Source organism: Sorangium sp. So ce1504, assembly GCF_051521635.1.
Taxonomy (GTDB): Bacteria; Myxococcota_A; Polyangia; order Polyangiales; family Polyangiaceae; genus Sorangium; species Sorangium cellulosum_B.
In genome coordinates, this window is record NZ_CP150365.1 from 280,934 (window position 1) to 301,044 (window position 20,111).

Annotated in this window: 13 protein-coding genes; 3 read left to right on the forward strand and 10 right to left on the reverse strand. The window is 73.6% G+C overall.

Going from position 1 to position 20,111, the window contains the following annotated elements:
• Positions 1–639: a regulatory protein RecX gene (locus WMF39_RS01105; RefSeq protein ID WP_437743702.1), complete on the reverse strand. Its 639-nt coding sequence runs from the start codon at positions 637–639 to the stop codon at positions 1–3.
• 91 nt (positions 640–730) lie between these two features.
• Positions 731–2,908 carry a DUF362 domain-containing protein gene (locus WMF39_RS01110; protein ID WP_437743703.1) on the reverse strand — a complete coding sequence of 726 codons (2,178 nt, stop codon included), beginning with the start codon at positions 2,906–2,908 and terminating at the stop codon, positions 731–733.
• A 155-nt stretch (positions 2,909–3,063) separates the two neighbouring features.
• On the opposite strand from WMF39_RS01110, the gene WMF39_RS01115 reads away from it, so the two are divergent.
• The gene (locus tag WMF39_RS01115; protein WP_437743704.1) at positions 3,064–3,735 is read left to right on the forward strand and encodes a hypothetical protein; all 672 of its coding nucleotides are present in this window, start codon (positions 3,064–3,066) and stop codon (positions 3,733–3,735) included.
• 31 nt (positions 3,736–3,766) lie between these two features.
• Here WMF39_RS01115 and WMF39_RS01120 read toward each other — a convergent pair whose 3' ends face one another.
• From WMF39_RS01120 to WMF39_RS01155, 8 genes are all read right to left on the reverse strand, one after another.
• Positions 3,767–5,329, reverse strand: coding sequence for a cobyric acid synthase (locus tag WMF39_RS01120; RefSeq protein ID WP_437743705.1), 1,563 nt, complete (start codon positions 5,327–5,329; stop codon positions 3,767–3,769).
• A complete protein-coding gene (cbiB, locus tag WMF39_RS01125; RefSeq protein WP_437743706.1) occupies positions 5,326–6,264 on the reverse strand; it encodes an adenosylcobinamide-phosphate synthase CbiB in 939 nt (312 codons plus the stop codon). The genes WMF39_RS01120 and cbiB overlap by 4 nt, the downstream gene beginning before the upstream one ends.
• On the reverse strand, positions 6,261–6,851 hold the full coding sequence (cobU, locus tag WMF39_RS01130) for a bifunctional adenosylcobinamide kinase/adenosylcobinamide-phosphate guanylyltransferase (protein ID WP_437743707.1): 591 nt from the start codon (positions 6,849–6,851) through the stop codon (positions 6,261–6,263). Before cobU ends, cbiB begins: the two co-directional genes overlap by 4 nt.
• Positions 6,848–8,341, reverse strand: coding sequence for a cobyrinate a,c-diamide synthase (locus WMF39_RS01135; protein WP_437743708.1), 1,494 nt, complete (start codon positions 8,339–8,341; stop codon positions 6,848–6,850). Before WMF39_RS01135 ends, cobU begins: the two co-directional genes overlap by 4 nt.
• The gene (gene cobO, locus WMF39_RS01140; protein WP_437743709.1) at positions 8,341–8,892 is read right to left on the reverse strand and encodes a cob(I)yrinic acid a,c-diamide adenosyltransferase; all 552 of its coding nucleotides are present in this window, start codon (positions 8,890–8,892) and stop codon (positions 8,341–8,343) included. Before cobO ends, WMF39_RS01135 begins: the two co-directional genes overlap by 1 nt.
• Complete coding sequence (gene cobM / locus WMF39_RS01145; RefSeq protein ID WP_437743710.1) at positions 8,889–9,683, reverse strand: precorrin-4 C(11)-methyltransferase; 795 nt, start codon at positions 9,681–9,683, stop codon at positions 8,889–8,891. The genes cobO and cobM overlap by 4 nt, the downstream gene beginning before the upstream one ends.
• A 235-nt stretch (positions 9,684–9,918) precedes the next feature.
• Complete coding sequence (locus tag WMF39_RS01150; RefSeq protein ID WP_437743711.1) at positions 9,919–12,828, reverse strand: hypothetical protein; 2,910 nt, start codon at positions 12,826–12,828, stop codon at positions 9,919–9,921.
• Between the two features lie 39 nt (positions 12,829–12,867).
• A complete protein-coding gene (locus WMF39_RS01155) occupies positions 12,868–14,796 on the reverse strand; it encodes a hypothetical protein (RefSeq protein WP_437743712.1) in 1,929 nt (642 codons plus the stop codon).
• Between the two features lie 518 nt (positions 14,797–15,314).
• On the opposite strand from WMF39_RS01155, the gene WMF39_RS01160 reads away from it, so the two are divergent.
• Positions 15,315–17,165, forward strand: coding sequence for a hypothetical protein (locus WMF39_RS01160; protein ID WP_437743713.1), 1,851 nt, complete (start codon positions 15,315–15,317; stop codon positions 17,163–17,165).
• Between the two features lie 34 nt (positions 17,166–17,199).
• Positions 17,200–20,109, forward strand: a complete 2,910-nt coding sequence (locus WMF39_RS01165; RefSeq protein ID WP_437743714.1) for a protein kinase domain-containing protein — start codon at positions 17,200–17,202, stop codon at positions 20,107–20,109.
• Positions 20,110–20,111: the final 2 nt, after the last annotated feature.

A 20,111-nucleotide genomic window follows, 5' to 3' on the forward strand; every position in this document is an offset into this window, starting at 1 on the left:
TCACGGCGGCGCGTCGAGCACCGCGCGCAGCGCCCGGCGCGCCACGTCGGGCGAATAGCCCTGGCGCGCGAGGAAAGCATAGAGCTTCTGCCGTTGCTCCGCCGGAGCGAGCCCCGAGAGCGAGCGGAGCTTCTTGCGCGCCGCCCGCTCGGCCACGGCGGACTCGTCCGTTCCCTCCTCGGCCATGACCTGCCGTATGGCCGCGTCCGCCACGTCGCGCGAGACGCCTTTGCGGGCGAGGTCCTGCTCGATCCTGCGGCGCGACCGGGGCTTGCCCACGATGCCGGAGCGCGCCTTGGCCTCCGCGAAGCGCGCGTCGTCGAGCAGCCCGCTCGAGGTGAGGCGCTCGATCGCGGTCGTCACGTGCTCCCTGGGCTCGCCCTTCTCGATCAGGCGCTTCTCCAGCTCCCTGGCCGATCGCGCACGGAACGACAGGAGCCGCAGCGCCCGCTCGTAGGTCTTCTGCGCGGCCTCGCCGGCCTTTCGCGGCGGCTCTGCCGCGGCCCCGGGGCTCTCCTGGCCGGGGGTCAGGCCGGCGGCGGCCTGCTCGGGCACCGTGGCGAAGGGGACCCCATCCACCAGGATGACGACGTGGCCAGGCTTGTCAGGCGAGGGGGCGATTCCCGTGATGATCGGCATGCACGAGGGACGATGGCGCACCCCGCGCGGACCGCAAGCGCCAGCTCACCCCGCCTGCTCCCGGCCGCGGCGGGGCGCCCGCTGCCTTGTCTCACGGATCGAGCACGAGCACGCCAAACGCCTCGGGGACATGGAAGTTCGGCTTGCTCGTGCGGGGCGGGCTCCACGCGAGGTAATGCCGTGGGTCCTTGCCCTCCATCCGGTACAGGTTCATGGGCAGCCGCGCGTTCGGGGCGAGCGCGCCCACGATCCCCGGCGCCGCCAGCAGCGCCTCGATGACGGCCGTGCGCGCCTGCGCGTCCTGGCTCGTCGCGATCGTCGCGCCGCTCGACCACGCCGTGTCTTCCAGGCGCGCGTCGCGGTCGATGGCGATATCGAAGAAATGGCCGAACGGCCCGATCTCCACCTCGAAATACTGCCTTGGCGAGCCAGGGGCCGGCGTCAGGAAGAGCTCGATGCAATCCTCTTTATAAAGCCCCTTTCGCTCCGTGCCGACGGGCTTCGAGCGATCCGTGTTGAGCCCCGCGCTCGAGAGCTCGAAGAGCGCGTGGAGCCCCTGTTTCGACCAGAGGAAGCGCGCCCGCGTGGGGAGCCCGGTGGGCTTGCCGGCATAGTCGGTGTCCCACTGCACGGCCTTCGCGTGGCTCCAGGCCGCGTCGTCGGCCTTCCCGTCGAGCACGACCTGCTCTCCCGGCGGAAGAGGCGACGCGTGCGCCTCCGGCTTCGCGGGGACTCCGCCCGGCCCTTCGCCCTGCTTCCCCTCGGGCGCCTTCGAGGCCGGCGGCGCGGGATCGAGCCCCTTCGCGGGCCCGCCGGGCAAGGGCGCCTGTCCGGGCTCCCAGTCGAGCCGGAAGGGCGCCATCGCCTTGTAATGCACGGGCCTCGGGCTCTTCAGGAGATCTGCCCCGTCTCCCGTGATCGCCGTCGCCTTGAGATCCAGCCCGAAGCGCTTCGCCGCGGCGTCGATGAGTGGCGAGGTCCGGTGGCCGCCGAGCTCGCGCGCGAGCGCGGGGCTGTTCCAGACGCCGAGGAGCTCCGCCGCCACGCGGTCGACCCGCACCGGGTTCGTGCCGCCGATGGCCACCATCTCCGCCGTGGGGTGGAGGACCTGGAAGCCGTCTCCGCCCATCGCCGGCGCGCCGTCGCCGAGCACCGCGTCCGGCGCGGATATCTCGAGCACGTCGACCATGCGCTCGGCGAAGACGCGGAGCGACGATAAGTAAAGAGCTCTATCCTCCTGGCCAGCGGACTTCGTGTCCAGGTACGCCTTGAGCTCCCTGTGCATCCTCCACTTCTGCTTGTAGGCAGGCGCGCTGTCCGACAGCATGACCGTGCCCTGCATGCCCTTGATGCCGACGGAGATGACCGAGTACCGGTGCATCTTGAGCCGGGGGAGCGACAGGAAGAGCCCGTGGTCGAGGTGCTCTGCCAGCACCTTCGGCACGAGCAGCGTCGGGACGTGGGTCGTCTGGATGCCACGGACGGCGAGGGGCTTTCCGGGCCTGTCCCCGGCGACGTCGTAGACCCCGTCGTCGTCCATCGCGACGAGCGCGGCGCCCTCCTCCGCGGCCATCGCCTCATAGCCGGTGCGCTGCGCGATGTCCTTCCAGAACTTGTGCGAGTGGCCGCAGCCCTCGGCGATCGTGATCTTCGTGTGTCCGCGCGCCTTGAGGCACTGGACGACGCCTCGAACGAACTCCGGCTGGGTGATCCGGCCGGTCACGCCGTCGTCGCCCTTCGACTTTGCAGGGTCCTTCACGCTGTCGAACCCGCAGATGTTGGGTTTGAGGAGCACGGGAGTCGCCGCGGGGCGCCTCGGCACCACCGCCTCGCAGATGCGCTTGCCGAGCTCGAGGGGACCCTGGCCGCGGAGCACGGTGACGGGCGAGTCGTCGGCCTTGATGCGCTCGACGTGCCGCTTCCTGAGGGCGGCGCCGTCGATGCTGTCCGACGCGATCACCGAGGGCCCTGACTCATACCGCTGCGACGCGCCCGCGACCACGTCGCTCGACGCGCTCGGGACGGCGGTCGGCACGGCCGGGTGCGCGGAGGCGGCGGCGAACGAGGAGGCGGCCTGTGCCGGCACGGGCGCCGACGAGGACGCCGCCGCGTCGGGCGGCGGCTGCGGGGCGGCGGGCCCGCCGTCGCTGGTAGGTCCGCCCGGCTGTCGCGGCCGGTCCCCGCAGCCCGCGAGGACGGCGACCAGCGCCGCGATCGCGAGGGAAAAGCGCCGCGCCCGGCGACCGTGGATCGCCCGTGTCGTGTTCATGCTCGCGGAGCACGATGGGGCGAAACGACGGCGGCGAGAAGGAAGAATTTTGATACAGCTCATGCGTTCCAGCGCAGGCGCGGAATGAACGGATGTGTGGCTCTGCTGGCGTGGAATTTACTTCCAATAGAGAATCCCTGCGAATAGAGGATGGGATGAAATCCGTTTCTGGCGTGTTCTCGGCCGTGATCGTGACGACCCTGCTGGCGCTGTCCGCGTGCGGCGGCAGCGTCGACGACGAGGGAAACAGCAAGGAAGAGGGCCCCTCCTGCGGGCTGGTCGCGGCGTGCGGCGGCGACCCGACAGGGACGTGGACGATGGATGAGGCGTGCCTGGATCCCTCGATGTTCGAGGACCTCGACGAGGGGTGTGACGCGGAGATCGACATCAGCGGCATGGTGGTGAGCGGACGCGCCGAATTCCGGGCCGATAACACCCATGTCACGACCGTCACGCAGCAAGGGCCGATCAAGGTGGTGTACCCTGCGGCGTGCCTCGCGGCCGAGGACATCCCGATCACGTGCGCGCAGCTCAGCGTGAAAATGCAGCGGGCCGCGGCTGGGAAGGAGTCGCCCTTCACCTCGGCGGAGTGTGCTCATGCGGGCGCCGACTGCGCGTGTACGTTTGTCTTGGGGCGGATCACGACGACGTCGATGGGCACCTGGTCGGTCTCCGGCTCCCTCTTGGCCGTCGAGTCCGAGGGCGAGGAGCCCGAGGAGAACCCGTTCTGCGCGCAGGGATCCTCGTTCACGAGAGGCTTCCCGGTATCGGCGGGAGCGGACGCCTCGGGGCCCATCAAGCACTACATGAGGTTCACGAAGGAGTGAGCCGCGGCGAGCCCGGTCGTCGGGGCGCCGCTCAGCGCCGGTCGAGCCCCACGATGCGGTCGAGCAGCGCCCGGTCGAGGCTCGCCTCGACCGCCGTGGCGAGCCGGTCGTACTCCTCGTGCCGGCTCGGTATCGCCGGCTCGCCCGCGGCCCTGGGGAGCCCTCTCCGCTCGCGCAGCGCCGCGAGGAGTGACCGCCGGAGCCCGTCGTTGTCGAGGATCCCGTGGATCATCGTGCCCACCACGGCGCCGTCCGCCGACACGGCCCCGTCGAGCGCCGGCTCGGCCTTGCCGCCCCTCGACCCGATCGCGAACGCCGCGGCCGCGCCGCCCACCCGCTCCACGCGGCCCATGTGGATCTCGTAGCCGGTCAGCTCTCCCGCGCCCTCGCTCTCGGCCTCTCCAATGCTCGCCGCGCCCGCCGCGCCCAGGAACGAGCAGCCCGCGAGCCGCGCCCGCACCTGCGCCACCGTCTTGGTCCGCTCGAACCGCGTCCACACATCGAGCAACCCGAGGCCCCGCGCCGCCGGCTCGGCCGACTCGACGCCTTCCGGATCCTCGATCGCCCCGCCGAGCATCTGGCAGCCGCCGCAGATCCCGAGCGTCCAGCCGCCCTGCCGGGCGCGCGCCGCGACCGCCTCCGCGAGGCCGCTCGCGCGCAGCCACGCGAGATCGGCCATCGTGCTCTTCGTCCCGGGGAGCAGCACGAGGTCCGCATTCCCGATCTCGTCCGGCCGCTCGATGAACCGCACCACCACGCCGGGCTCGTGCTCCAGCGGCTCCACGTCGTCGTAATTCGATATCCGCGGCAGCCGGACCACCGCGATGTCGAGCTGCCCCGGGCCCGCCGGCGCCCGGCGCCGCCGGCCCTCCAGCGACACCGAGTCCTCGTCCGCGATGCGCAGCTGCTTCAGGTAAGGCACCACGCCGAGCACAGGGACGCCCGTCCGCGCCGTCAGCATGTCGAGCCCCGGCTCCAGCAGCTTGAGGTCGCCGCGGAACTTGTTGATCACGAACGCGGCCACGCGCGCGCGCTCGTCGGGCTCGAGCAGCGCCATCGTGCCGACCAGCGCGGCGAACACGCCGCCTCGGTCGATGTCGCCGGCGAGCAGCACCGGCGCGTCGGCGACGCGCGCGACGTGCATGTTCACGATGTCGCGGTCCTTCAGGTTGATCTCCGCGGGGCTGCCCGCCCCCTCGATCACCACGACGTCGTGCGCCTCGCGCAGCCGCCCGAGCGAGCGGGCGATGATGTCCTTCAGCTCTCCCCGGTACGCGAAATAGTCGCGCGCGTGCAGGCTGCCGATCGGCTTGCCGAGCACGATCACCTGGGAGCGGGAGTCGCCCTCGGGCTTGAGCAGCACCGGGTTCATGTCGACCGTCGGCGCGACGCGCGCCGCCTCGGCCTGCACCGCCTGCGCCCTTCCGATCTCGCCGCCGTCCAGGGTCGCGAACGAGTTCAGCGCCATGTTCTGCGACTTGAACGGCGCGACCCGGAGGCCCCGCCGCTGGAAGATGCGGCAGAGCGCCGTGCAGAGGAGGCTCTTGCCGACCGAGGACGCCGTGCCCTGGACCATCACCGTGAGCGCCGTCATCGGAAGAGCTCCTGTCCAAAGGACGCCGCCGCCAGGAGGGCCGCCGCGAGCCCGGCGAAGAGCAGCGCCGCGAGCAGCACGATCCGGCAGGCCTCGTCGATGAGCCCCCGCCGGAGCGGCTCCACGGGGTCGCCGAGGCGGTAGTGGCCGCGCTTCTCGAGCTCGACCCGGAGCAGCCCGGCCATCGCCGCCATGGGCCGGCCGGCGTTCGGGCTCTCGGTGAGGCCGCCGTCGCGCAGGAGCACGGCGAGGCCGCGGCGCGCGTCGGCGCCGCGGAGCCACCCGGCGGCGAGCAGGAGGAGCGCGGTGAGCCGCGCCGGCACGAAGTTCAGCGCGTCGTCGAGCCGCGCCGAGGCCTTGCCGAGGTACTCGTAGCGGCCGTGGTAGCCGACCATCGCGTCGAGCGTGTTCACCGCGCGGTAGAAGAGCGCGCCCGGGAGCCCGAAGAGGGCGAAGTAGAAGAGCGGCGCGACGAAGCTGTCCGACGCGTTCTCCGCGACCGACTCGACCGACGCGGCGACCAGCGCGGGCTCGTCGAGCTCCGACGGGTCGCGGCTGCAGAGGCTCCGCAGCGCGCCGCGGGCCGCGGGGAGATCGCCCGCCGCGAGGGCGTCGCGCACGCCGAAGGCCGCGTCGCGGAGCGCGCGGAGCGCGAAGGTGGGCTTCAGAAAGAGACCTGACAAAGCGAGCGCGATGACGGGGTGCGGGGCGAGCAGCGCCGCGACGCCGGCGCCGAGCGCGGCGAAGAGGCAGGGGACGGCGAGGGCCATGAGCGCGCCCCAGAGGAGCTCCGCGGCGCGGCCGCCCGTGGGCGCGGCGCGCTTCAGGGCCTGGATCGCGGAGCCCATCCACACGACGGGGTGGAAGGCGGCGGGGGGCTCGCCGCAGGCGAGGTCGAACGCGACAGCGACGAGCAGCGCGGCGGCGGCCGTCATCGCGCGTCCTCGCCGCCGACGACGAGCGCGACCGGGCCGGGGCGCAGGCGCAGGATCGCGCCCATCACGGCCACGTAGAGCTCGCTGGCCGAGCGGCCGAGCCGCTGGTGCGCGCGCCCCGCGAGGTCGCGGAACGCCCGGCCGAGCCGGCTCTCCGGGACCACGCCCATGCCGACCTCGTTCGAGACGAGGACGACGTGCGGCGCCGCCGACTCGACCGCCGCAGCGAGCGCCTCGATGCGCTCCTCGATGGGCCCGAGCGCGCGGCCCTCGGTCTCGTCGCGGAGCAGCAGGTTCGACAGCCAGAGCGTGAGGCAGTCGACGACGACGACGTCGACGCCGGAGAGCGAGGTGATGCGCTCGGGGAGCGCGATCGGCTCTTCCACGGTGAGGAACGCGCTGCCTCGCTCGCGGACGTGCGCGTCGATGCGCGTCCGCATCTCGTCGTCGAACGGCTCGGCGGTCGCGATGAAGGCGCGGCGCTCGCCGAGCGAGCGCGCGAGGGAGAGCGCGAACGCGCTCTTGCCGGAGCGCACGCCGCCGCCGATGAGGGCGACCCGGCGCGGCGCCGTGCCCGGGCCGCTCATCGCGCGCGCTCCTTCCGGTGCGCGGCGGCGCTCGCGACGAGCCCCTCGGGGACGAGCGGGTTCGAGGCCCAGTGCGCGTGCACGTACGAGGCGAGGACGCTCCCCGCCCGGTACCCCTCGCGCGCGACCTGGCCGCCGCGCCGGCGCCGAACGGAGTAGGCGTGCTCGATCGGCAAGGGCGCGTGCTCGGCAGGCGGCGGCGCCTGCGCGGGCGGCGGCTCGGCTGGCGCCGCGGCCGGCTCGGCCGGCGCCGGCACAGCGCGCTGCGACGGGCGGAGCTCGGAGTAGCGGAACTGGTGCCCGCGGAAGCGGAGCCCCGCGCCGCCCAGGATCGTGCGCGCCTGCGTCTCGACCTCCACGTACCCGAGCGCCTGCAGCTTCTCGCACATCGCGGCCTCCGCGGGCACGAGCCCGACCATGGGGTGCGCGCGCCCGTCCAGCGTGCGGATCGCCTCGGCCAGGTACATGAGCCCGCCGCACTCGGCGTAGATCGGGCCCCCACGGCCGGCGAACGCGCGGATCTCGTCGCGAAGCGCGGCGTTTGCGGCCAGGCGCTCCGCGTGCACCTCGGGGTAGCCGCCCCCGAGGTAGAGCGCGTCGACGTCGGGCAAGCGCGCGTCGCGGATCGGCGAGAACCGCACGAGCTCGGCCCCGGCGGCCTCGAGGCGGCGCAGGTTGTCCGCGTAGTAGAAGTGGAAGGCCTCGTCGAACGCCACGCCGATGCGCGCCTGGCGCGGCGGCGCCGTCATGCTGACCGCCGACGTCGTCGCTGCCACCTCCGGCACCGGCGGCGCCGCGCGCGCGATCTCGAGCAGCGCGTCGAGCCCGATCCACGCCTCGGCCTGCGCGCCCCAGTGGTCGAGGCGCTCCTCGGGGAGCGCGGCCTCGTCGGCCGTGCGCAGGCCGAGGTGGCGCTCGGGGAAGCGCTGCGCCTCGTCCCGCGGCAGGCCGCCGAGGACCGGCAGCGACCGGTTCACCTGCGCCTGCGCCTGTCGGAGGATGTCGAGGTGGCCGCGGCTGCCGACCTGGTTGCACACGACAGCGGCGACGCGCAGCGCCGGATCGAAGCCCGCGAAGCCCTGGACGAGCGCCGCGACGCTGCGGGCCATCCCGGACGCGTCGACCACGAGCGCGACCGGCGCCTCGAGCCACTTCGCGATCTCGGCGGTCGAGCCCTCCTCTCCGGTCGGGCTCGCCCCGTCGAACAGCCCCATCACCCCCTCGATCAGCGCGACGTCGGCGCCGGCGGCCTCCGCCGCGAACGTCGACAGGACCGCTTCCCGGCCCATCATCCAGCCGTCGAGGTTGTGCGATATCCCGGCCACGGCGCGGGCGTGGTACGTCGGATCCAGGTAGTCGGGGCCGCACTTGAACAGCGCGACCTCGAGGCCGCGGGCGCGGAGCGCGCGCGCGATCGCCACCGTGGCGGTCGTCTTGCCGACGCCGCTCGCCGTGCCGGCGACGACGAGCCGGGGGATGGCCCGGGACATCAGAAATCGACTCCGATCTGGGCCTTTTGCCCCTGCTCGAACGGGTGCTTCACCGATCTCATCTCCGTCACCAGATCGGCGAGCGCGAGGAGCGCGTCGGGCGCGTTCCTGCCGGTGATCACGACGTGCACGTGCGCGGGCCTCGCGCGCAGCGCCGCGAGCAGCTCGTCCTCGGCGATGAAGCCGTAATGGAGCGCATACGTGATCTCGTCGAGCACCACGATGTCCTGCTCGCCGCCCGCGATGAGCGCCGCGGCCTCCTGGAAAGCCGCGCGCGCCGCCGCCTTGTCGCGCGAGAGATCGTCGCTCTCCCAGGTGAAGCCGCGCCCCATGACGAGGAACGTCAGGTTGGGGAGCGTCTCGGCGAACAGCCGCTCTCCCGTCTTCCACTTCCCCTTGATGAACTGCACGACCGCGACGCGCATGCCCCGGCCGAGCGCGCGGAACACCATCCCGAGCGCGGCCGTCGTCTTGCCCTTGCCGTGGCCCGTATAGACGATGACGAGCCCTCGTCGACCTGCCGCCGCTCCGGCGCTCTCCTCCGCGCTCACGAGTCCTCCTCGGTCGTGCCAGGGACGAGGAGCTTCTTCTCGGCCTTGCGGAAGCGGTGGCTGAACTCCGGATCATAGAGCCGCGAGTCGGCGAAATCGGTGGAGGTGAGCACCCGGCCGACCAGGATCATCGACTGGGTCTTGATGCCCTCGGCCCGCACCTTCTCCCGGATGTCGGCGAGCGTGCCTCTCACGATCTTCTGATCGGGGCAGCTCGCCTTGTGGACGACAGCGACCGGGCAATCCGCGCCGTAGGCCGGGATGAGCGCCGCGGTCACGTCCTTGAGCAGGGTGATGCTCAGGAACAGGCACAGCGTCGCCTGGTGGCGGGCGAGCTCCTCGAGCCGCTCGGCGGGCGGCACCGGCGTGCGCCCCTCGGCGCGCGTCAGGATGACGGTCTGCGAGAGCTCGGGCAGCGTGAGCTCGCGCCCGAGCGCCGCGGCCGCCGCGGTGAACGACGAGACGCCGGGGATGATCTCGTACGGGATCCCGAGCGCATCCATCCGGCGCATCTGCTCGGCCGTCGACCCGAAGAGGACGGGATCGCCCGTGTGCACGCGCGCCACGTCGTCCCCTGCGTCCCTGGCCTCGACGAGGACCTCCACGATCTGGTCGAGGGTCATGCCGGAGGAGTCGATGACGCGGGCGTCCGGCCGCGCGGACGCGACGATCTCCCGGGGGACGAGCGAGCCCGTGTACATGACGACCGGGCAGCGAGCGACGAGCTCGGCGCCGCGGACCGTGATGAGCCCGGGATCGCCCGGGCCCGCGCCGATGATGTAGACGCGCATGGGGTTCTTTCCTCGTTTCGTGCGCCGGCGATCCCGCCGGGGACTGCGGGCGCGCGAAGCTAGAGCGATCGCGAGGCGAACGCCAGGGGGCGGGGCGGGGCGGAGCCCCGAGGAAACGACCTTTGGCGCGAGCTCGAAGGATTCCGGCACGAGCACGAACGTCTCCGACGCGCGCCCGGAGCTTCATCGCGTGGCCTGTTCCCCTGCCAGCGGCTGCGTACACATCACGCCTGGATCAGCGCGGGACGATGCGGCGCACCGGTAGACCCGCGCCGAAGGCATAACCTGACGGCGTCGTGACGATGCAGCGGGGCGACGCGGGGTCGTCCTCGATGAGCCGGCGCAGCGCCCGCACCGCCGTGTGGACGCGCGCGTCGTGGCGGAGCCGGTGATAGCTCGGCTCCTGCCACGCGAGGCGAACGAGCGTCTCCTTGTCGGCCTCGCCGCCGTGCTCGGCGATGACCTCGAGGATGCGGAAGAGCAGCGGGCGTTCGGAGAGATCGACCTGGCGGTCCGGCAGCCAGACGCGCTGGGAGCGCACGTCGAAGGCGATGCCGCGCCCCTCGGCGCCAGGATCCCGCGCGCCGATCCTCTCGACGGCGACCCCGGTGCGGCGCCGCGCCGCCTCGACGACGGCGCGGTCGATGCGATCGAGCGAGGCCGCGTCGCCGAGCAGAGCGCGCGCCCGCCGGGCCGCCGCAGGCGCGACGCGATCGAGATCGGCGAAGCCCGCGAGGCGCGCCGGCGACAACCCCGCGGGCGACGCCAGCTCCCCGAGCAGCTCGGCGGCGATCGCGCATGGCATGGCCCCCGTGGTCCGGGCCGTCTCCTTGAGCTGCGCGGCCTCGTCCGCGGCCGCGGCCGACTCCGCCCCCGAGCACCAGAGCGCCTCGAGCGCGAGCGCGCGCGCCGCGATCTCGAGCGTGCCGTAGCCCTGCTCGGCGGCGCAACCGGCGGCGTCCAGCGCCGCGCGCCGCGCCGCTCCGGCGTCGCCCGCGGCCAGCGCGACGGTGCCTCGCGCCAGCGTCGCGAGCACGGCCACCTCGGGCATGTCGGGCTCCGCCAGCTCCGGCCAGGCGAACGGCAGCCCCCAGCGGCTCCGTTGAGCGACGCGCGCCAGAGCGAGCTCGTCGCCCCAGCGGGTCCGCTCGCTCGCGGGGGCAGGCGGCTCCTCCGCGGCGCCCGGCGGCGCGCCGAGCTCGATCGCCGCGCGCACGCGCAGCGCCTCCGCCGAGCACCGGAGCCCTGCGAGCGACGCCTCCGCGAGGGCGGTGAGCTCCTGGTCGACGCCGTCGAGGTCGCCGCGCAGGCAGCGCAGCCGCGCCGCCAGAAGGCGCGCGAACATCGCGTTGATCGGCGAGCGAGCGGCGAGCGGCACGAGCCTGTCGACCACGGCGGCGGCATCGGCGAGCGCGCCGCGATCCGTGGCGATCGCGCCCAGGAGCAGCAGCGTCCGTGCGGGCAGGAAGGCCTGCGCGCCGGGCGCGACCTCGAGGCGCGCGGCCGCCGCCTCGGCCCGGCGGACGGCGCCGAGCGCGTAGAGCGCCGAGGCGATGCCGAAGCGCAGCGCGAAGGAGCCGCCGGAGAGCGCGGCGAGGCGCTCCTCCACGCCGGTCACGAGCCCCAGCGCCAGCGCGCGCTGCCCCATCAGGGCGGCGCAGGCGGCGACGTCGATGTCGCGCTGCGCCGCGAGGGCCGGGGAGGCCGCGTCCAGCGCCTCGAACGCCTGGCGCGCCTGCTTGAACAGGCCGCGGTCCATGAAGCAGCGCGCGCGCGTGCGGCCGGCCTGGAAGGCGACGCGCGCGAGCCCGGCGGCGCCGGCCTTCCGCGTCGCCGCGAGGGCCTCCGCGGCGGCCTCGTCGTAGCGGCCCTGGTGGAAGAGCGCGAGCGAGTGGTGCGCGCGGTCGGCCGGCGTCGGCGAGGCCGGGAGCGAGAGGTCCTGGAGCAGCAAGGGATCGCCGGTCTCGACCGCCGCGCGCAGCCGCCACGACGACAGCTCCGGGATCGCGGCGGGTGCCAGGATGCGGTGCAGCGCCCGCGCGAAGCCGGCCTCGAGCAGCGCCTCGCCGTGCGCGTCGAACAGCGCGAGCGCGCGGGCAGGATCGCCGGCGTCCACCGCCAGGCGGAGCGCCTCGTGCCGCGCGCGCAGGCCGGGAGCCCCCGCCAGCGCCGCCGCGGCGTGGCCCTTGCGCGCGCGGAGCTCGTCCTCGCCGAGCTCGCCCGCGAGCAGCGCGCTCGCGAGGTCGGGCATGCGCAGCCCGTCCGGTGATCGTTCGAGCAAGCCGCGCCGCGCCAGCGATGCGAGGACCTCCGCGCCAGGCACCTCCGCGACGCGCGCGAGCGCCGGGACCGGCAGGGGGATCTCGATCACGCACATCGCGCGGAGCAGCTCGGCCGCGTCCGCCGGCAGCCCGTCGAGCACGCTCCGCCCGTCCGGCTCGTGCATCGGCTGGCGGCCCGCGAGGAGCTGCTTGAGGCGCCACGGCGATCCCGCCGCGGCGCGCAGGACGCCCGCGTCGCCCGCCAGCGCTCCTCCCCACGCGCGCGCCAGCTCCGCCAGCTCGCCCTGCGGCATGCCGTCGAGCGCCACCGTCTGGCCCATGAGCTCTTCGAGCCCAGGATCCTCCCGGCTCACCGCGATCCATCGGCTGCTCCGCGCGTACTGCGCGAGGCGGCCGAGCACCTCGCGGACGCGCGCGGGCTCGGCGTGGTGCAGGTCGTCGAGGACGACGACGTGAGCAGTCGCGCCGGAGGCGGGCTCCGGCTCGGCGAGATCGATCGCGGCGGCGATGAGGGCGTCGCGATCCGTGGCGATCGCCGTCCAGTCGATGCCCCGGACGTCGTGCACCTCGGCGAGCGCCCGTGCCACGGTGAGCAGGACATGATCGAGCAGCGCCCCGCGGCCGAGGCGCGCCATGACCGCGCGCGGCACCCGTTCGGCGAAGCGGGCGCGCAGCACGTGGCAGACGAGCGCCGTCTTGCCCAGCCCGCCGATGCCGGAGACGCAGCTCACCGGCGCGCGCCCGATCGCCTCCGCGAGCCGCGCCAACGCCGCGCCCCTGCCGGCGAAGAACGGCGGCGCGTTGGGGAGGCGCAGATTGAGCGGCAATCTCCCGAGCTTCGTGCGTGCGCCAGGCTCCGCCATGACCTGTCGCCTACGGGCGTTGTGCCGGGGCCGCCAGGGTCAGGGCTGCCAGACGCGCTCGAACGTCACGCCCGGGTCGGCGACGCTCCACGACAGCACGACGGAGCCGTCGGCTCGCTCAAGCACGTAGCGGTCGGTCCACCCCCACCCTGCGTACCCGTAGTTCACATCGGGAGGAGCCGCCAGCTCGACGTCGATGACCTCCGGCGCCACCGTCGTCGCGCTCTGCGTGATGAAGGTGTCGAGATCGCGGCTGAAGGTCGAGGCCAGCGGGGCGCTCGATCCACCGAACGTCAGGGAGTCCGCGCCGGTCACGGTGAGCCCCATGGCGGTCTCGACGGTCGCCGCCGTCTCCTGCGTGTAGCCGGCCGTGAAGCTGGCTTCATACAGGGCGGGCGCCGGCGAGGCGTCCCAGTGCGTGCTGAACATCAACGTCCAGTAGCCGTAGCGGCTCATCCGGTAGTAAGGCGATGTCTTGACCTGCTGCGCCCGGTCGCCGTCCACCACGTAGAAGTAGGGGACGGGCGAGTCGCCGATGAGCTTCTGCGGGGTCGTCGCCGGGAAGGTCGTGTCGTACGCCGTGAACTCCGGTACCTCGGCGTGGTCCCACGGCACGCCGTCCGGCTCCCGCAGCACCACGAACCGGCCACTTTCCGCCCGGGACGGCTGGGCGGCGATTAGGTGCCAGAGCTCCTGTCCGTTCGCCGGCCCGCGGCTGACGTCGTAAGGCACGGCGCTGGACGGCTGATTGGGCCGCACGTAGGTGCCGTCTCGCAGCGTCTGGAGCTTGAAATAACCCCTGTCGAGGTGCGGCTGCGGGCTCGACGCCGGATCCGCGGTGAAGATGGCCCACTTCTGGTTCCGGTCGCCGCTCGCAGACTCCAGGGTGACGTCCGGGATCGCCGGCGACCCCGAGCTGACGTCGGCCGTCAGGAACGAGGCGCCGGAGCGAGGCTGCACGGCGAACAGAGCGTCTCCGTCGGCCGTGATGTTCCAGCGCTGGGCCGCGGCGCCGCTCCACGCGACGGCGAGGAGGTCGGAGTCCACCACCTTGCCGGTCTCCCTTGAGCACAGGTGGTATCCTCCCCTGCCGTCGAACGTCGGGGGCGCGACGCACTGGCCCGAGGCGAGCCGGATCTCCCCGATGGCGCAGGCCGACGGCGACGAGGCGAGGGACACCACGCCGTTGGCGTCCCCCATGTAGGTCCAGTCGTTGCCGGTGTTCGGCCCGAGGGCGCCGCGCTTCCACAGCTTGTTGTCCCAGGCGGCTGCGTAGAGGGCGCCGTTGTGAGCGGTCAGCCCGGTGAGGCTGTAGGCGTCCCCCACGTAGGTCCAGTCGTTGCCGGTGTTCGGCCCGAGGGCGCCGCGCTTCCACAGCTTGTTGTCCTTCGCGGCCGCGTACAGGCTGCCGTCGAGGACGGCGAGGCCGACGACCTTGATGGCGTCGCCGGCATAGCTCCAGTCGTTGCCGGTGTTCGGCCCGAGGGCGCCGCGCTTCCACAGCTTGTTGTCCTTCGCGGCCGCGTACAGGCTGCCGTTGTATTCGACCATGGCGACAACGTTGTAGGCCTCGCCGACCTCGACCCACTCGTTGCCGGTGCCCGGGCCGAGGGCGCCGCGCCTCCACAGCTTGTTGTCCTTCGCGGCCGCGTACAGCTCACCGTTGTAGAAGGCGGCGGCCGTGATCCCGATGAAGGTCCCGGACCGATACCAGTCGTTGCCGGTGCCCGGGCCGAGGGCGCCGCGGCGCCAGATGCCGCCGTCGGCGAACGCGAAGATGCCGCTGCCGTCGCTCACCGCTTGCCGGGCCTCGCCGATCGGCTCGTCCGTCTCGACGGGGGTGCACGCGGCGGACGAGAGCGCCGCGGCGAGCGCGAGCGCCGCGGCGATGCCTCCGCGCAGCCGCCGGGAGCGAGCGCCGAGGGGAAGGCCCGAGTCGAGCCGATGTGTAAGGGTACGAGTGGACATGCGAGCTGTCTCCTTGAGATTGAGAGGTCAAGATCGAGCGCACGACGGCGCGAGCAGCGGGGGGCGCGTTGCAGGCGCGCCTCCCGCCACCGCTGCTCAGACGGGCTGGACGCGGCGGCGTTCTCGACCTCCTGCTGAGCCCTGCTGATTTCCGCTGAGCTGCCCCGGCTTCACACCCCGGGCGGGGCGAGCACCGCACGGAAACTTTCGCGCAGGGGCGAATGCTCTCGTCGCTCACGAGAGAGCAATACGTGGGTGCGCTTCGTGCGCCGGCGATCCCGGAAGGGACCGCGGGCGCGCGAAACCAGAGCGGTCCCGAAGCGGACGCCAGCGTTCATGGTGGAGCCCGTGCGCTCGGCGCGGAGGCCCGAGAGACACATCGCAGGCCCGAGGACACGAACCTGCGGTGTGTGCCGGAAGGCTCCCATCTTCTCGCGGGGACGCGCTGGTCCGCAGCCTTGCTCAGGGCATGCGCCTGTGATGCGATGGGAGGTCGCACCCCTCTTCAAGGAAACGCCATGGACCAGCAGAACGGAAGGTCTCAGCCCTCGGCGCCCATCCTGTGCGCGGCAGCCCTCTTCGAGCCGACGCTCCCGGCCGCGTGGGGACCCACGCTCGATCTGCTCGCCGACATCGAGGAGCTGCAAGACGCGACGAAGGGCAGCCGCGAGGAGCGGGAGGCGAGGGGGCGCGATCTTCGCGAGCGGCTGATGCGCGGCATCGACGCCCTGAGCGAGCCGACCCCGGACGAGTTCCATGCGGCGAGCGCGTCCTTCCGGGCCTGGTTCACCGAGGCGGTGCTGCTCTGGCTCCGGTTCGCCGGCAGCAGCTCCGCGCCGCTCATCGATACGGTCGCGTCGCGCCCGCTCCTCGATTTCCCGCTCGATCTGCCGGAGGGCAGCGAGGGGATCCCGCGCGTCCGGCGGGCGCTGCGAGAGGCGCTCGGGTGGGACGAGGCGGAGCTCGCGCAGGTCGAGGCCGCGATGGATCATATGACCTCCAACCTCGCGGTGAAGCACGCGATCACGAAGGCGATCGCCTCGGAGCTCGCCGCGAAGGGGGGCGCGTCGCCCGCCGCGTGCGCCGAGCTCATGAGCGCGATCTACGGCCCGTTGCCGTGGCGCCCGGGCGACGTGGATCTGCTCATGACGTCGACCGCGATCTTCCTGTGCATCCGCGCGTCGGCGCCGGCGACCGGCTCGCCCGGCGCGGCGGGCTCCGGGGAGGCGCCGCGGCTCGAGGTGCCCGGCTGGGACGAGCGCCCGGAGGAGGAGCGGCGCGCCATCTCCGCCTTCATCGCCCGATGCGACGACACGAACACCGCGGCGACGGCGCGGTTTCCCGCGTTCGGCTACTTCGACCGCGCGGCCATCGATCCGGCGCTCGCGCGCTCCCTCGCGGACGCGGCCGCGGTCCCGACCGAGGTCGTCACACAGACCCTCGCCACCATGGTGATGGTCCTCCGGACACCGGAGGTCGAGGACTACGTGGTTCATGACGCCTGGGGCCATGCGTGGCAGGAGGCGCTGGCCGAGTTCGAGTGGGAGTACGCGGTGCTGCCGCGGATCGAGGAGCCCCTCGCGCTCGACACCATCTTTCCCGGCGCGGTCGGCCCCGGCATCGCCTCGGCCTTCGTCGAGCGCGGGGGGCGCACCGAGCTCGACGAGGCGGCGCTGCTCCGCTTCGCCGAAGCCGACATCAGGGCGCGACTCCAGGTGGCCGCGAGCAACGGCATCGCCGAGATGCTCGCCGATTTCATGGAGAGCAAGTACGCCTGGCACAGGCCCTCCCTGAAGCTGCCGGACGCGTCGCTCCTCCCCATCACGGGGCTCAAGCTCGATCTGACGGTGGGGGACGTTCGCCGCCAGGTCGCCCGCTGGTCGAAGCCGTACCGCGCGCTGGCCGAGGACGAGGGGGCGCGCGCCCGCCTCGTCGACGCGCTCTCGCCGCGCGTTCCGGCCGCGGGGCTCAAGGAGGCGGTGGATCAGGCGGGCGCGCTGCTGTGGCGCGAGCTCGCGACGGCCTTCGACGACACGCTGCGGCCGGTGGCTGCCAAGGGCGGAGGGATCCGCGCGAGCGCGTGCCGCCGGATGGTGCTCCAGCTCGCGCAGGTCGCCGCGGTGCTCGAGCGGACGCTCGCCGCGTCGTGCGCTGACGGGCCACGGAGCGGATCGCGGAGCGGGCCGCGGACGGAGCCCGCCTGGCGCGACCCGGCGCTGTGCGTGGACCTGCTCCTGGTGACGATCGCCCGGTTCTACGAGCACGAGCGGCAGAGGAACTTCTGGCACCTGGACCAGGTCCTCTCGACCGGGTTCGTCGAGGCCTGCAGCCGGCTCCGGGCCGCCATGGCGAACCCCGAGTCGCCCTGAGTCTGTCCTCCGGAGATGGCGTATACTCCCGCCGATGTCCGGCGCCCAGCGCGACGTATTTCGGCTCTGCGGGACCACGATCGACGGCAAATACCGTGTCCTCTCCGCCGTCGGCGCCGGCGGGTTCGGCGTCGTCTATCGCGGCGTGCACGAGGGGTTCGACGCGCCCGTCGCGATCAAGTGCCTCAAGCTGCCCGACGAGCTCTCGCCCGAGGCGCAGCAGGATTTCATTCGACGGCTGCGCGACGAGGGGCGGCTCCTGCTCCAGCTCTCACGCCTCTCGCCCGGCATCGTGCAGGCGCTCGACATCGGCGCCTTCACGACCCAGGACGGCGCTCGCGTGCCCTATCTCGTGCTCGAGTGGCTGGACGGCGAGACGCTCGCCAGCCACCTCGAGCGCCTGCGCGCCGGAGGCGGCGGCACCCTGTCCCGCCGCGAGGCGATACGCCTGCTCGACCCCGCGGTGCGCGCCCTCGCGGTGGCGCACGAGCAGAACATCGCCCACCGCGACGTCAAGCCGGAGAACCTCTTCCTCGCCGAGGCGGGGGGCGCGAGGACGCTCAAGATCCTCGATTTCGGCATCGCCAAGATCATCGGCGATCAGCGCTCGCGCACCGCGGCGCTCGCGAGCACCGCGGAGGGGCCGTCGGTGTTCACGCCCCGCTACGGCGCTCCGGAGCAGTTCGACAAGCAGCGGGGCGCGACGGGGCCATGGACCGATGTCTTCGCGCTCGCGCTCGTCTTCGTGGAGCTCGTGACGGGGGCTCGGGCGCTGGAGGGGGAGGGGATCGTCGAGCTCTATTCGGTGGTCGTCGATCCTGCGCTGCGCCCCACGCTGCGAGCGCGCGGCGTCTCGGCGCCGGACGCGGTCGAGCGCGTGCTCTCGCGGGCGCTCAGCGTCTCTCCGCGCGACCGGTACCCCGACGCCGGCGCGTTCTGGCGCGCGTTGATCGCCGCCGAGGGGCTTGAGGCCGAGCTGCCGAGCCTCCCGGCGCGCTCGCCGCCCGCCGCGCGAGAGGCCGAGACCCAGGTCGACGGCGCCAACGCGCGCCGCGGCCCTGCGCCAGGCGCCGAGCACGCGGGCACGCCCGCGGGGATCGGCTTCGAGCCGACCGTGCCGTACCGGACCGACCCGGCGTCGCCGCGCCCCGATGGCGCGCCGCCCGCGCCGGCCGGTGCGGAGCCTGCGCCGCGGCCGGATCACGGGGCCGCGTCGGGCGAGGCCGTCGTGGTGCGGACCGCACGCGACGAGCGCGCGCGGCCGGGCCGGCGCGGGCTCGTCGCGCTCGCGCTGGCGGCCTCGGCGGTCGCGGGCGCCACGGTCGCGGTGCTCCGGCGTCCCCCGGAGCCGCCGCCCCGGCCGAGCGGCGCGGCAGTCGCTGCCCCGGAGCCGCCGCGCCCCGCCTCGAGCAACCCGGAGGCCGCGGCGCTCTACGAGGAGGCGCTGCAGGCCTACCGTGACGGCGCGCCGGACGTGGCCGCGCGCACGATGGAGCGCGCCGTGGCGCTGGATCGTGGCCTCGGCGCCGGCCATCTGCGCGTGGCGATCTGGACGTTTCGACAGAGGCCCGCCGAGGCGCGCGAGCACTTCCAGCTCGCGACCCGGCACCGGGCCGCCCTCGGCGAGCGCGACATGGCGCTGCTCGACGCGGCCGAGCCGTACGTGCGCCAGCCCTCCGACGCCGTGTCATGGGAGCGGCGGCTCGAGGCCGCGGTCGCGAGGTTTCCGGCCGATCCGGAGCTCCTCGTGTACCTCGGTTCGGCGAGGTTCGCGCAGCTCCGGTTCGACGCCGCCGTCGAGGCCTACGATCGCGCGCTCGCCCTGGACCGGGGCCACGTGCTCGCGTGGGGGTTCAAGGGAGAGTCGCTCGGGATGAAGGGGGACGTCGCGGCGGAGCTCGCCGCCTACCAGGCCTGCGCCGAGACGGCTCCCGGCGCGACGCTCTGCCTCGCGAACCGGGTGCGCCTCCTCCATCGCCAGGGCGATTGCCGGCAAGTGGAGGAGCACGCGCGCCGCTGGCTCTCGATCGATCCGAGGGCGGCGCCGGCGCACCGGCACCTGGCGCTGGCGCTCCACGCGCGGGGCGCGCCGCGCGAGGGCGTGCTCGTGGCGCTGGAGCAGGGGTGGGCGGCGGTCCCCGAGGGCGAGCGGCGGGCGAAGGAGCTGCTCGATCGGAGCTCGCTCGCGGTCCTGGACGGCGATTTCGAGCTGGCGGTGGAGCACGCCCGCGCGTGGCAGCGCGAGGTCGCCGGCAGGAACGATCAGGACGCGCACGCGAGCCCGGCCCTCAAGCTGGCGGAGCTCTACCGTGAGATGGGTTTGCCGCGGGAGGCCGGGCGTGTGGCGGACGATTTCCTCCGCCGGATGAGCGCCTGGTCCGAGCCGGCGACCACGGCCGACTGGACCATCGCGTTCTTGCCGTACAGCTTCCGGGCAGCGTCGATGACGCACGAGGCGTACGACGCGGCGCGCTCGGCGTGGCTGGAGCGGGTCCAGTCGAAGTGGCGCGCCGCGGCGCAGGAGATCAAGCCGGAGCACCGCTGGCTGCTCTGGACCGAGGCGTACGCCGCCGGCGTGGAGACCGCGGCCGACGCGGCGGCGGCGTTCAAGACGATGCCGCTCGACCAGCCGCTCCCGTCGGAGAGCGGCCGGTGGCTCCTGCTCGATCTGCACATCGGCAAGGTGTACGCGCTCGCGGGGAAGGGGCAGGAGGCGATCGGGCCGCTGACGCGCGTGGCGCGCTCGTGCGCGGCCCTGGCCGACCCGTTCTCGACCACGGAGGCGCGGCTTTACCTCGGCATGGCCCTGGAGGCGACAGGCGATCTGCGCGGCGCCGCTGCGGCGTACGAGGCTGTCCTCGAGCGCTGGGGCAAGGCGCGCCCGCGATCCATCTCCGCGGAGCAGGCGCGGGCGCGGCTCGGCGCGCTGCGGGCGCGGCGTTAGTT